The sequence below is a fragment of the Bacteroides sp. BFG-637 genome, assembly GCF_024793605.1.
In the GTDB taxonomy this organism is placed as follows: domain Bacteria; phylum Bacteroidota; class Bacteroidia; order Bacteroidales; family Bacteroidaceae; genus Bacteroides; species Bacteroides vicugnae.
In genome coordinates, this window is record NZ_JANUPD010000002.1 from 611,537 (window position 1) to 625,262 (window position 13,726).

Sequence of the window (13,726 nt, forward strand, 5' to 3'; positions counted from 1 at the left end):
ACGTTAATAATAAAAAAGGTAAAAGGTAGCTTTTAATATAGGCACCTTTTACCTTTCTTTTTTTATTTTTTCTTCATCGCATCATAAATAGCTCCCTGTATTCGCTCACGAATGTGCAGCTGGTTCAATTTGCGGTTCGTTACGTCCGGATAAATCCGGTTGCTAAGGAATACATAAACCAGTTCATTCACCGGGTCCACCCATGCACATGTACCGGTAAATCCGGTATGGCCATACACTTCGGCAGGTGCGGCAGGAGCACAATTCCCTTTCTTCGGATCATCTGCATCGGGCTTGTCAAAGCCTAAACCACGCCGGCTGATCTTCGATGTTTCAGTAGTAAACAACTGACAGGTTTCCTTACTTAGATAACGTTGACCATCTATTTCCCCTCCATTCAGCAACATCTGATAAACGCGGGCTACATCACGGGCAGTAGAGAAAAGCCCGGCATTTCCGGCCAATCCGCCAAAGAAAGCGGAAGCCTCATCATGCACAAATCCCTGCAAAATTTCTTTACGCAAGAAACGGTCTTTATTAGAAGGAACAATTTCCGACTTGGCAAAACGGCGTAAAGGCAAATAACCAGTATGCTCCAACCCCATCGGTTCATAAAACTCACGTTGCAAATAGACTTCCATAGGCATACCGGCCAATTGTTCCACCAACATTCCCAAGAGTATAAATCCTACATCACTATATACATAGCGTTTCTGCTTTAACGGAGCTTCTGCTATTTTCTCTTCTATCACCTTCCGGAAAGAACGGTTTAACCACAAGCTGTCACAGATCTGAACAATATAATCACCGGTTTTAACGGAAGAGACATATTCACTTTTGAACTTGAATTTCGGATTCGCCCATGAGGTGGTCCCCAACTGTAACGGATGGTGTGCATCTTTTCGTGCACTGAATAACCTTCCATCATAGCTATCCTTGTCAATAGCTTCCTGGTAGAAAGGAATCCAGGAGGGTAAACCGGATTGATGATACAGAATTTCCTGAATCGTTATATCTTTCTTATCAGTACGTTGCAAGAACGGCAAATGATCCGAAATCTTATCTGTCAGATTAAAACGTCCCTTATCATAGAGTTTCATAATGGCAAGCAAAGTACCCGTCGTTTTTGAAAGGGAAGCCAAATCGTAAATACTCGTAGATTCGACACGAGGACTTCCTTTGCCCGTATAAGTACCGAAAGCCTTATCGAACATAATATGACCGTTTTTCAGCACCACCACCTGGCAACCGGGATAAGCTCCCTGACGGACACCATCCAGTGCAATGGAATCAATCCGTTTTAGATGAACAGAAGAAAGCCCGTATTCTTCCGGAACGAAATGCAACGGTGTTTTAGGGGTAATAGTCACTCCTGCTCCCGTTGGGAACAGTTCTCCCAGACTTGCCGATAACTGTCCGTCTGCGGATGCCTTGGCAAATAACACATCTGCCACCTGACGCTGCACGTCACTATTATAACTATGTCCCAGCACCACCGCCGAAGCATGAGCCACCGCCCGCTGAATCTGCAACATCATCTTCCCGGGAGTAAAAAACAGATAAATGACCGGGCTTTCAGGAACAAATTTCGCAAAAAAAGACTGATAAGAAGCCAGCCGCTGTTCGCTGACAGCTACAATGATCCGTTTATAAGCAGACAGAGAATCACGCAACCGCTGATTTACCCCTTCCGGTTGATTGGCACGAAGGGAAAAACGAGCCAAAGACGTATAGCGGGAAAGTTGTTTCGCCAACGCATCAGTTTCTCCGGGATCTCCTACCTCGAGCAATGCAATCGTCTGCTCTTTGTCTGTATGCAGAGGGAGAATATGATTCTTGTTGTTCAGAACTGTTATTGCCGCTAAATTCAACCGACGAACCAAATCACGCGTTTGCGGACTGTTGATCCGTTGTTCCAGACCGGATAATTGTACATACGACTTTTTCTTGAGTCCCAACACATATTTATAAGTCAAGACCTTGCGGCATTTGCTTTCAATATCTTCGCGGGTCAACTCCCCTTTTTCAATGGCTTCCAATACGGCCGGTATCTCTTCCTTCAAGTTTCGGGGAGACAATACCATGTCATTACCTGCTTTCAAAGCCTGCAAACTGACATTTCCATTTCCCGCCACTCCTTTCATGGCAAGCGCATCGGTAAATATCAGTCCTTTGAACGCCAGTTCATCTGTCAGCAAATCGTATACGACATTGCGGGACAAGGAAGACGGAAGTCCACCAATCGGTTCTATCACCGGAACTTGCAAATGTCCTACCATCATACCGCCCAATCCGGCACGGATGGCTTCTTTAAATGGATAAAGTTCCACACTGTCCAGACGTTCACGAGTGAAAGGAAGTACCGGAAGCGCCTTATGCGAATCGACATCGGTATCTCCATGTCCGGGAAAGTGTTTGCACACAGATAAAACCCCTCCGCTTTCCAAACCGGAAGCATAAGCGATTACCTTGTCAGCCACCTGTATCGGATCTTCTCCAAAAGAACGGGTATTGATAACGGGATTTTTAGGATTTATATTCACGTCCGCCACCGGAGCAAAGTTGACCTGTACTCCAATCTGCCGGCATTGACGGGCAACTTCACGCCCGTATTCATAGAGCAGCCGGTTGTCACGGATACATCCCAATACCATATTCCGTGGAAAAACAGGCATGCCACGCAGACGCATGGCCAGTCCCCATTCTCCATCAAAGGTAATCATCAAAGGGACTTTTGCCTGACGTTGCGCCCGGTTTATCAGTTCAACCTGATTTTGCATCTTCCCACCGGAAAAGAGAAGTCCGCCCACTTTATAGGTGTCGATCACTTCGCGCAACAGTTCCAGGTTTCGTTTGGTATCTACCGGGGCAATGGTATAGATGAACAACTGCCCTACCTTTTCTTTAAAGGAAAGCTTATCCATAACCGAATCAACCCAGTGCCGGCAGTCCTTGTCCTGAAGGGATTTATACACCAGCAGAGGTTCAACGGTTGTAGCATTTTGCGCCGGACTTGAAACCGTGCCGGCTGCGATAAAGAATAAAAGCGTTACTATTGAGGGAATTATCTTCATTTATGTTTCAAAGTCAAATCGAGACGGCCTACACGAACACCATTTTTTCCCGTGTGCATAACAGGCACCTCTTTTCCGTCCATATTCAAGTATGTTTTGGGGCCTTTCATAAATGTATGAGAGTGCCCGCCCAGAATCACGTCGATATTGCGTGTCCCGGCAACCAGATGTTCATCCATTTGAATGCCCAGATGAGACAGGCATACTACCAAATCACAACCTTCTTCGTCTTTCAACAAAGCAGCTATTTCGTTGGATACGCGGATAGGATCTTCATAAACGACTCCTTCGCATTTATTAGCCTGAATCATCCCTTCGGGTTGGGTTCCAAGGCCAAACACACCAATTCTCAAACCATATTTCTCAAGAACGACGTAGGGTTTAACTATATCTTTCAATACCGTAGCATCCAGATTATAGTTGGCACAAACAACCGGGAAATTAGCCATCTTGAAAATGCGTTCCATATTATCCACATCGAAATCAAACTCATGGTTACCGATAGTCATAGCATCATAACCCATTTCATTCATTAGTTTAACTTCCACTTCTCCGCGGAACATATTATAATAAGGTGTTCCCTGCGAAATATCTCCGCAGTCGAAAAGCAGCACATTCTTATGCTCCTTGCGGAATTGTTCGAGAAAAGCAGCCCTACGAAGAAAACCGCCTTTGTTATAGTATTCGTCCCCCTTCTGGTTGACAGGTTCGATACGGCTATGCACATCGCTTGTTTGTAAAATAATCACTTCTTTGGTATCCTTATCTTGCGCAAAGATTGAGAAAGTAAAGCCCAATGCAAGACATAACAGGAATAATATCTGAAATCTTTTCATATTCAATATATTTTTAGATTCTCCTTTTTTATTTTATGGTAATACGTCCATCCAGTTTGGAGGTAACCGCTTTGCCTTCGGCAGTCTGTTTGCGTACATAATCAAGAAATAGTCCGCGCAAGGTTGCATTTTCAGGGCATACTCTCTTTTCTGCCTGCAGAAAAGCATCCATCCGTCCGTTTCCATCTGCCAGATAGTCGATAGTAGCCACCGTGTAAAGCAGGTCATCCTTTAGTGGCTTTTCACCGACAAAGGCGTTCAGCAACTTTCCATCTTTGGTAATTTCAAGGCGGATACCGCTCACTCCTTCCCCATGTAAAGATGCAATCGCTTCAAAAAGACGTCTCAAGTCCGTCCCTTTCATAGTCAGCACGCAAAGGGAGTTCTCAAAAGGAAGAATTTCAAAAACATCTCCCACTGTGATATCTCCTGCAGGCAAAATATTTCGCAAGCCGCCCATGTTTACCAATCCCATATCGGCAGGTTTCCCCAACACCTGAACCGCCGCTTGTTGTAAAACACCTGCAACAAGGTTGGAAAGCAAGCTTTCAGGAGCTCCTTTTTCCATTTTCATCGCACTGGTACCGATGACTTCATACATCATCGCGTCCACCTTTTCCTTATAAGGCTTTAATATTTCGGCAGCTTTCGCGTTGGGATGGGTGTCCCAAACGGAATCAATCGTTATCATGCTACCCTCTACTTTAGTTACTTCGTACTGAGCCGTAGTCTCGCGTGCGGTCCGGCAGGAAGTAAACAGGAAGCCTCCTGCCAACGCTGCTACCATCAGATACTTTGCATAAGTCTGTTTCATGTTCGCTATTTTTTATTTATCAAGAATTTCTCTTAAATGCTTCTGTAATAATTCTTTAGGAATTAACTGCCGCTTATACTCTGCAATCATTGTTGGACTTAAACTACGATTCAGTGCATATTCAACAACTTGGCTATCCGTACTTTTACACAATAATATCCCTATACTCGGATTTTCATTTTCTTTTTTTACATCCCGGTCCAATGCTTCAAGATAAAAATCCAGTTGTCCTAGATATTCCGGTTTAAACTCATTCGTTTTAATCTCCATTGCAACCAAACATTGCAATCCACGATGAAAAAAGAGTAAATCAATCCGGAAATCTTTCATCCCGACTTGTACACGGTATTCCTCACCCACAAAAAGAAAATCTTTTCCTAATTCTAATATAAAATTCTTCATCTGACCCACCAAGCCAGCCTGAAGGCTCTTCTCACTATGATTCTCGGGCAAACCAAGAAAATCAACGATGTATGTGTCTTTAAAAATCCGTCCGACATCCGGATAGGTATTTTTCAATGCTAATGATTGATTAGTATTCCCTAACAAACTCCGCTCATAAACACAAGCGTCAATTTGCCTGCGAAGTTCCTGATAAGTAAGATTTTCTTTATTACACAACAATATGTAGAAAATACGTTCTTCAGGAGACGTACATCCGGACATTATCTCAAGATGGGCAGACCAACCGACTTGCACCAATAAAAAAAGTACAATAGCATCATCTCCAAATTGCGTCAGATACTCTGACGCAATCACCTGTTCTTTGATTTCCGTCGGAATGGCTGACGCAAATTCTGCAGAAGAATATTCATTATAGAACCTAACCATCCTTTCAATGGAACGCTTTTCATAACCTTTGATGCCGGGAATCTTCTCTTTAAGATATGCAACAAGCATATCTATGACCCTACTTCCCCACTTCGCAGACTTGATTTTATCAGATACATATCGCCCAATCTCCCAATTACTAAGAATGATCTCATTATTTAAAGCACTATAAGCTCTCTTTTTACGTGTATCAATTATTAATCTGATTTCGTCAAATTGAACTTGGTATTGTATATTGGGTATGCTTGTTTCCATCTTTATTAATTATTGATAATCCTATGAGCCCTTTCTGGTTCACAGCTACAAATATACAAAAACATTTGGCTATCTGGCAAATAATTCGTTACTTTGCACCGCTTTCGCGCAATCGCTGTCAAGAGAAGAGATACTTGGTATGTTGCGTTGTAACGATGAAACAATTTAATAATAACAACAATGGATTTAATTAAAATTGCAGAAGAAGCATTTGCTACCGGAAAACAGCACCCGAGCTTCAAAGCAGGAGACACTGTAACAGTAGCATATCGTATTATTGAAGGTAACAAAGAACGTGTACAGTTGTACCGTGGTGTTGTTATCAAAATCGCCGGTCACGGAGACAAAAAACGTTTTACTGTACGTAAAATGTCAGGAACTGTAGGCGTAGAAAGAATTTTCCCAATCGAATCACCGGCTATCGATAGCATCGAAGTGAACAAGGTAGGTAAAGTTCGTCGCGCTAAATTGTACTACCTGCGTGCTCTTACTGGTAAGAAAGCTAGAATCAAAGAAAAAAGAGTTAACGGATAAGCCGAACTTTTCGATTCGAAATAAAAAAGGGAACTTCATTATGAGGTTCCCTTTTTTATTGTGCATTTTCTCAAACATTCTCATGCCTATGAGAAAAAATACTCATTGCAATGAGAATAATTTCTCATAGGTATGAGAATATTTTCTCACTACGGTGAGAATAACCCTTTGTCTGAATAAGCCGTACACGTCAGAAAGGACTAAATAAAACAAAGCCCCGAAAGTCATAAACTCCCGAGGCTTCATTACCTTTATTATAATAATGAAATGTTATTCTTTCAAATCTTTCAGTTCCCAAGCCAATGCACTGGCGCCCAATACAGCAGCATCAGAATCCTTCAATTCGGAAACGAGCAATTTAGTCTTGCCTTTATAGATATTCAGAATATTATCATCAATTGATTTCTGAATCGGTTTCATGATATAGTCACCGGACTTAGCCAAACCACCGAACAATACAATTGCTTCAGGACTGGAGAATGCAATAGCATCTGCCAGTGCTTCACCCAAGATGTTACCTGTAAAGCTAAAGATTTCCTGTGCCAGTTTATCACCTTGTACAGCTGCATCATACACATCTTTTGAAGTGATGTTTTCTGCTGGAATGTTACGAAGCAAGCTAGCATCCGTACGGGCAGCAAGGAATTCGCGGGCTGTACGAGCTACACCGGTAGCCGAGCAGTAGGTTTCCAGACATCCCTTACGACCGCAACCGCAAAGACGACCATCGCGACGGGCGATAACGTGTCCCAATTCACCAGCAAAACCGTCATGACCATACACCATCTGACCGTTGATAACGATACCGCTACCCACACCAGTACCCAGTGTAATCATGATAAAGTCTTTCATACCACGGGCAGCACCGTAAGTCATTTCACCGATAGCAGCAGCGTTTGCGTCGTTTGTCAAAGCAGTGGGAATACCCAGTCTTTCCTCAAACATGGCTGCCAACGGAAGAATTCCCTTCCAAGGCAGGTTCGGAGCAAATTCAATCGTTCCCGTATAGTAGTTACCATTCGGAGCACCGATACCGATACCTCTGATTTTATCAACACCACCATTAGCAATAATCAATGGAAGCAGACTTTTACACACTTCATCAGCGTATTCTTCCACTGTAGGGTAACCGGATGTTTTGATTGAACTGCTGGCAATAATAGTTCCGCGTGCGTCTACAATTCCAAAGACGGTATTCGTTCCGCCTATGTCAATACCTACTACGTAGGGTTTTTCCATGTTTGAATTCATGATACTTCTATTTAAAAGGGTTAGTTAATCATTAAGTTTACTGCACACAAATTACGTAAAGAAGATTGAGTCTACAAAATGTTTTTTGAAAAAGTTCAACCTGTTTGCAACTTTTCGTATCTTTCACACGTCTAATAGTAGAAAATTATCAGAAAACAGAAACTAAATAAAGAAAATTGTGATACAACTAACGAATATCAACAAGACCTACAACAACGGAGCGCCTCTCCATGTACTTAAAGGTATCAATCTCAATATCGAACAGGGAGAATTTGTTTCTATCATGGGAGCATCCGGGTCTGGAAAATCAACTTTACTCAACATATTGGGAATCCTCGACAACTACGATACCGGAGATTATTATCTGAACAACGTACTCATCAAGAACTTAAGCGAGACCAAAGCTGCCGAATATCGCAACCGTATGATCGGATTTATCTTCCAGTCATTCAATCTGATTTCCTTTAAAAATGCCGTAGAGAATGTAGCACTTCCTTTATTCTATCAAGGAATAAGTCGCAAAAAACGGAATGCACTTGCATTGGAATATCTCGACCGCCTGGGTTTAAAAGACTGGGCGCATCACATGCCGAACGAAATGAGTGGCGGTCAGAAACAACGTGTGGCCATCGCACGGGCTTTAATCACTCAACCACAAATCATTCTGGCAGATGAGCCAACAGGAGCTTTGGATAGTAAAACTTCTGTAGAAGTAATGCAGATTCTGAAAGATCTTCATAAACAGGGAATGACGATTGTCGTTGTCACCCACGAAAGTGGAGTCGCCAACCAGACAGACAAGATTATACATATCAAAGACGGAATCATCGAACGTATTGAAGATAATATCGACCATGACGCTTCTCCTTTCGGAAAAGACGGGATTATGAAATAAGTATTAATTCCATGCGGTCACAGCGCAGCCTAATACTTAATACTTGATACTCATTACTTAATACTTAAAAAAATGATTGACATCTGGCAAGAAATATATAGTACCATCAAACGTAACAAGCTTAGGACTTTTCTCACAGGATTTGCCGTGGCATGGGGAATCTTTATGCTTATCGTCCTGCTAGGTGCAGGCAACGGACTGATCCACGCATTCGAGCAATCGGCTTCCGAACGTGCCATGAACTCCATCAAGATTTTTCCGGGATGGACTAGCAAATCATACGACGGACTGAAAGAAGGAAGACGGGTGCAACTGGACAATAAAGACATGGATGCTACCAGTCATTATTTCCCGAATCATGTCATCAAGGCCGGAGCAACCGTATGGCAGGGAGATGTAAATCTTAGCTTCGGGCAAGAATACGTCAGTTTGAGCCTTTCCGGCGTATATCCCAACCATACAGAGGTAGAAGTGGTGAAACTCTTCAAAGGACGTTTTATCAATGAGATTGATATTAAAGAGCGCCGGAAAGTAATTGTGCTCCATAAAAAGACAGCAGAAATTCTTTTTGATAAAACCCATACCGAACCAATCGGACAGTTTGTCAATGCCGGTAATGTGGTTTATCAGGTAGTAGGTCTCTACAATGATAAAGGAGATAGCGGTGACAGCGATGCATACATTCCTTTTACCACTCTTCAAACGATCTATAACAAAGGAGACAAGCTGAATAACCTGGTCATGACTACCAAAAATCTGGAAACAATTGAGGCCAATGAGGCTTTTGAAGCCCATTACCGCAAAGTATTGGGAGCCAATCATCGGTTTGACCCGACAGACCACAGCGCTATCTGGATCTGGAATCGGTTTACCAACTATTTGCAACAGCAGCAAGGCTCGAATATGCTACGTATTGCTATTTGGGTAATCGGTATCTTCACATTGCTAAGCGGAATCGTAGGAGTTTCCAACATTATGCTGATTACCGTAAAAGAACGTACCCGCGAATTTGGTATTCGTAAGGCTTTGGGAGCCAAGCCGCTTTCCATTCTCTGGTTGATTATCGTAGAGAGTGTCACCATCACCACCATATTCGGATACATCGGCATGGTAGCCGGTATCGGAGTGACCGAATGGATGAACAGTGCCTTCGGCAATCAGACAATGGATACCGGAATGTGGACGGAAACTGTTTTCCTGAACCCGACAGTAGATATAAGAATCGCCATACAGGCTACACTCACATTAATAATAGCTGGTACGTTAGCCGGATTATTCCCTGCCCGAAAAGCAGTCAGCATCCGGCCAATCGAAGCACTTAGAGCAGATTAAGACTATGAGAATAGACATGGATACGTGTGAGGAAATCCTCATCACCATTACAAGAAATAAGACGAGAAGCCTGCTGACTGCATTCGGTGTTTTCTGGGGAATCTTCATGCTCGTCGCCCTCATCGGCGGCGGACAAGGATTGGAGGACATGATGAAAAAGAACTTTGAAGGATTTGCCACCAATTCCGGTTTCCTTGCCTCGCAAAGAACGGGTGAGGCTTACAAAGGCTTCCGCAAAGGGAGATGGTGGAATCTGGAATCTACCGACATCGACCGTCTTCGTTCCCAAGTGAAAGAGGTGGAGATCATTACTCCGTCCGTAGCCCGTTGGGGTTCCAAAGCCGTATATGAAGATAAGAAATATGATTGTAGCGTGAAAGGGCTGTATCCGGATTATCTCCACATTGAATCGCAGGAAATGGCATACGGCAGATTCATCAATGAGGTGGATATAAAGGAAGCGCGCAAAGTATGTGTCATTGGAAAACGAATTTATGAAAGTCTTTTCAAACCGGGAGAAGACCCGTGTGGCAAATATGTAAGAGTAGATGGCATTTATTATCAAGTGATTGGCATGTCTTCTTCCGAAGGGGACATGAATATACAGGGGCGGGCGTCGGAAGCCGTCACTCTTCCTTTCACTACGATGCAGCAGACTTACAACATGGGAGGACAAATCGATGTGATCTGTTTCACCGCGAAGCATGGAGTCAAAGTGTCTGAAGTACAACCCAAAATGGAACAGGTCATTAAAGCCGCACATTATATCTCTCCGGATGACAAACAAGCTGTCATGTGCCTGAATGCCGAAGCCATGTTCTCTATGGTCGATAACTTGTTTATCGGTATCAACATACTGGTTTGGATGGTAGGATTGGGAACTTTGCTGGCAGGTGCCATCGGCGTATCCAATATTATGATGGTGACCGTCAAAGAACGTACCACTGAAATTGGAATCCGCCGGGCGATCGGCGCACGACCGAAAGATATCCTGCAACAAATTTTATCGGAAAGTATGGTACTTACTACCATTGCGGGAATGTGTGGAATTTCCTTTGCCGTCATGGTATTGCAACTGGTTGAGATGGGAGCAAATGCTGACGGAGGGGATGTCCGTTTTCAAGTTACTTTCGGACTGGCAATCGGTACTTGTGCGCTTCTGATTGCACTGGGCATGTTGGCAGGTCTGGCACCTGCTTACCGGGCCATGGCTATCAAACCGATTGAAGCAATCCGGGATGAATAAGGAGATTGGACGATTGGACAATTTACGATTTACGATTGAGAAATCATTGTAGAGCGGGTGTTGTTCAGTTGTTTAGAGACGTAGAGACAATCATCAACCGTAAATAATAAAATCATAAATAAAATCATGAAAAAGTATCTGAAAATCACATTATTGGTAGTCGTTGCTATCATTCTTGTCGGAACATTCGTATTCCTTTATCAGAAATCCAAGCCTAAGGTAATCACTTACGAAACAGTAAGACCGGAAATGACTGACCTCCAAAAAACGACAGTAGCTACCGGAAAGGTGGAACCGAGAGACGAAATTTTAATCAAACCGCAAATTTCGGGCATTATCGACGAAGTATATAAAGAAGCCGGACAAGCCGTAAGAAAAGGGGAAGTTATTGCCAAAGTAAAAGTAATCCCTGAACTCGGACAACTGAATTCTGCAGAAAGTCGTGTGCGCCTGGCAGAAATTAATGCAACACAGGCAGAAACGGATTTCGCCCGTGTGAAGAAGTTGTATGACGGTCAGTTAATCAGCCGGGAGGAATACGAGAAAAGTGAAGTGGCTTTGAAGCAGGCTCGCGAAGAGAGACAGACGGCCAAAGACAATCTGGAAATCGTAAAAGAAGGAATTACCAAAAACAGTGCCTCCTTCAGTAGCACGATGATTCGCTCTACCATTGACGGGTTAATTCTGGACGTACCTGTAAAAGCGGGTAATTCCGTGATTATGAGTAACACGTTCAATGATGGAACCACGATTGCTACGGTAGCCAACATGAACGACATGATTTTCCGTGGTAATATTGATGAAACAGAAGTGGGACGTATCCACGAACAAATGCCGATCAAGCTGACCATCGGAGCTTTACAGAATCTGACATTCAACGCCATTCTGGAATATATCTCTCCGAAAGGGGTGGAAACCAATGGAGCCAACCAGTTTGAAATCAAGGCTGCGATTACCATTCCGGATTCTGTTCAGATACGTTCCGGATATTCGGCTAATGCGGAAATCGTGTTACAAAGAGCCAATCAGGTTTTGGCAGTGCCCGAAAGCACTGTTGAATTTAGTGGTGACTCTACATTTGTGTACATCATGACAGATTCAGTGCCCGAACAAAAGTTCCAGCGTACACAGGTGACTGCCGGTATGAGTGATGGAATCAAGATAGAAATCAAGAAAGGGGTAACCGTTCAGGACAAAATACGTGGTGCAGAGAAAAAAGATAAATAATTGAATCCTATGAAAATAATTCGTAAAACCATATCAGCCCTTCTGCTTGCCGGAGTCGGAATCACCTCCATCGAGGCACAGAACAACCTTTCGCAAGCGTGGACGCTGCGGCAATGTATCGACTATGCCATTGAGCATAATATAGAAATCCGTCAATCGGCCAACAATGTCGAAGCAGGCAAAGTGAGTGTAAACACCACTAAATGGGCACGTCTTCCGAATTTGAGCGGTAGTGCCAGCCAAAACTGGAGTTGGGGCCGTACCGCTTCTCCGATAGACAACTCGTATAGTGACATTAACAGTGCCAATACCAGTTTCAGCTTGGGAACAAACGTACCTATATTTACCGGTTTGCAATTGTCCAACCAATATTCACTTGCCAAACTGGATTTAAAAGCTGCCATAGAAGATTTGAATAAAGCCAGAGAAGATATTGCAATCAATGTCACTTCGGCTTATTTACAGGTTTTATTCAATCAAGAATTAAGTAAAATTGCTCATAATCAGGTCGATTTAAGCAAAGACCAGTTAAAACGTATTCAAGGTCTTCAGGGAGTGGGTAAGGCATCATCTTCTGAAGTGGCCGAAGCACAAGCCCGTGTCGCACAGGATGAAATGACTGCTGTACAATCAGACAATACGTACAAACTATCCTTACTGGATCTCACCCAACTCTTGGAATTACCCACGCCTGAAGGATTTGTACTCGAAAGTCCTAAGGAAGAATTAGAGTTCGAATCTCTCACTCCGCCGGATGACATATATACACAGGCACTTACTTACAAACCAAGCATTAAGGCTGCGGAATATCGTTTGCAAGGTAGTCTTAATAGTATTCGTATTGCCCAAAGTGCATTTTATCCACAACTCTCTTTCAGTGCCGGTCTGGGAAGTAATTATTATACGGTAAGCGGAAGATCAGAGAGCAGCTTCGGCAGTCAGATGAAAAACAACCTGAATAAATATATAGGATTTAATTTGAGTGTTCCAATCTTCAACCGTTTTGCCACAAGAAACCGGATACGCACCGCTCGTTTGCAACAAATAGACTTATCCTTGAAGTTGGATAACAGTAAAAAAGTACTCTACAAAGAAATTCAGCAAGCCTGGTACAACGCTCTGGCAGCAGAAAGTAAATACAACTCCAGTGAAGTGGCAGTAAAAGCCAACGAAGAGTCTTTCCGCCTGATGAGTGAGAAATTCAATAACGGCAAAGCTACCTTTGTGGAATACAATGAAGCCAAACTTAATCTGACGAAAGCTCTTTCGGATAAGTTGCAGGCAAAATACGACTATCTGTTCCGGACTAAAATTCTGGACTTCTACAAAGGACAGGTCATTGAATAAAAAAGAAATAAAGTTGAGTTTAGTATAGTAGTTCCTTAAAACATATCCGTTGGTTCATTCGTTATTATAGAAAGAACTAACGGA

At 43.1% G+C, this 13,726-nt stretch carries 11 protein-coding genes; 6 read left to right on the plus strand and 5 right to left on the minus strand.

The genetic code is table 11. From position 1 onward, the window contains the following. Positions 1-62: 62 nt before the first annotated feature. From NXX38_RS02710 to NXX38_RS02725, 4 genes are read right to left on the minus strand one after another with little or no spacing between them, the layout of a single operon-like run. A complete protein-coding gene (locus NXX38_RS02710) occupies positions 63-3,074 on the minus strand; it encodes a glycoside hydrolase family 3 N-terminal domain-containing protein (protein ID WP_258978565.1) in 3,012 nt (1,003 codons plus the stop codon). After that, positions 3,071-3,910: a bifunctional UDP-sugar hydrolase/5'-nucleotidase gene (locus NXX38_RS02715; RefSeq protein ID WP_148367104.1), complete on the minus strand. Its 840-nt coding sequence runs from the start codon at positions 3,908-3,910 to the stop codon at positions 3,071-3,073. The genes NXX38_RS02710 and NXX38_RS02715 overlap by 4 nt, the downstream gene beginning before the upstream one ends. A 28-nt stretch (positions 3,911-3,938) precedes the next feature. After that, positions 3,939-4,724 (minus strand): 5'-nucleotidase C-terminal domain-containing protein, encoded by a 786-nt coding sequence (locus tag NXX38_RS02720; protein WP_148367103.1) that lies wholly within the window; start codon positions 4,722-4,724, stop codon positions 3,939-3,941. A 12-nt stretch (positions 4,725-4,736) separates the two neighbouring features. Further along, positions 4,737-5,810, minus strand: coding sequence for a YhcG family protein (locus NXX38_RS02725; RefSeq protein ID WP_164727278.1), 1,074 nt, complete (start codon positions 5,808-5,810; stop codon positions 4,737-4,739). Positions 5,811-5,990: 180 nt separating this feature from the next. Between NXX38_RS02725 and rplS the strand changes: the two genes are divergently transcribed. Further along, on the plus strand, positions 5,991-6,344 hold the full coding sequence (gene rplS / locus NXX38_RS02730; RefSeq protein ID WP_022011470.1) for a 50S ribosomal protein L19: 354 nt from the start codon (positions 5,991-5,993) through the stop codon (positions 6,342-6,344). Positions 6,345-6,614: 270 nt separating this feature from the next. Here rplS and NXX38_RS02735 read toward each other — a convergent pair whose 3' ends face one another. Beyond that, positions 6,615-7,595, minus strand: a complete 981-nt coding sequence (locus NXX38_RS02735) for an ROK family protein (RefSeq protein ID WP_117512773.1) — start codon at positions 7,593-7,595, stop codon at positions 6,615-6,617. Between the two features lie 178 nt (positions 7,596-7,773). Here NXX38_RS02735 and NXX38_RS02740 point away from each other — a divergent pair, with 178 nt between their 5' ends. From NXX38_RS02740 to NXX38_RS02760, 5 genes are all read left to right on the plus strand, one after another. Continuing rightward, positions 7,774-8,490, plus strand: a complete 717-nt coding sequence (locus tag NXX38_RS02740) for an ABC transporter ATP-binding protein (RefSeq protein ID WP_117512775.1) — start codon at positions 7,774-7,776, stop codon at positions 8,488-8,490. A 72-nt stretch (positions 8,491-8,562) separates the two neighbouring features. Beyond that, complete coding sequence (locus NXX38_RS02745) at positions 8,563-9,822, plus strand: ABC transporter permease (protein WP_117512777.1); 1,260 nt, start codon at positions 8,563-8,565, stop codon at positions 9,820-9,822. A gap of 4 nt (positions 9,823-9,826) precedes the next feature. Beyond that, positions 9,827-11,068, plus strand: coding sequence for an ABC transporter permease (locus tag NXX38_RS02750; protein WP_117512779.1), 1,242 nt, complete (start codon positions 9,827-9,829; stop codon positions 11,066-11,068). A 126-nt stretch (positions 11,069-11,194) separates the two neighbouring features. Continuing rightward, positions 11,195-12,295 (plus strand): efflux RND transporter periplasmic adaptor subunit, encoded by a 1,101-nt coding sequence (locus tag NXX38_RS02755; protein ID WP_122136268.1) that lies wholly within the window; start codon positions 11,195-11,197, stop codon positions 12,293-12,295. A gap of 9 nt (positions 12,296-12,304) precedes the next feature. After that, a complete protein-coding gene (locus NXX38_RS02760) occupies positions 12,305-13,642 on the plus strand; it encodes a TolC family protein (protein ID WP_258978566.1) in 1,338 nt (445 codons plus the stop codon). Positions 13,643-13,726 lie beyond the last annotated feature (84 nt).

Bases quoted from the DNA above. Each gene is read 5' to 3' on its own strand.
- NXX38_RS02710 (WP_258978565.1), bottom strand. From the start codon at position 3,074: ATGAAGATAATTCCCTCAATAGTAACGCTTTTATTCTTTATCGCAGCC.
- NXX38_RS02715 (WP_148367104.1), bottom strand. From the start codon at position 3,910: ATGAAAAGATTTCAGATATTATTCCTGTTATGTCTTGCATTGGGCTTT.
- NXX38_RS02720 (WP_148367103.1), bottom strand. From the start codon at position 4,724: ATGAAACAGACTTATGCAAAGTATCTGATGGTAGCAGCGTTGGCAGGA.
- NXX38_RS02725 (WP_164727278.1), bottom strand. From the start codon at position 5,810: ATGGAAACAAGCATACCCAATATACAATACCAAGTTCAATTTGACGAA.
- rplS (WP_022011470.1), top strand. From the start codon at position 5,991: ATGGATTTAATTAAAATTGCAGAAGAAGCATTTGCTACCGGAAAACAG.
- NXX38_RS02735 (WP_117512773.1), bottom strand. From the start codon at position 7,595: ATGAATTCAAACATGGAAAAACCCTACGTAGTAGGTATTGACATAGGC.
- NXX38_RS02745 (WP_117512777.1), top strand. From the start codon at position 8,563: ATGATTGACATCTGGCAAGAAATATATAGTACCATCAAACGTAACAAG.
- NXX38_RS02750 (WP_117512779.1), top strand. From the start codon at position 9,827: ATGAGAATAGACATGGATACGTGTGAGGAAATCCTCATCACCATTACA.
- NXX38_RS02755 (WP_122136268.1), top strand. From the start codon at position 11,195: ATGAAAAAGTATCTGAAAATCACATTATTGGTAGTCGTTGCTATCATT.
- NXX38_RS02760 (WP_258978566.1), top strand. From the start codon at position 12,305: ATGAAAATAATTCGTAAAACCATATCAGCCCTTCTGCTTGCCGGAGTC.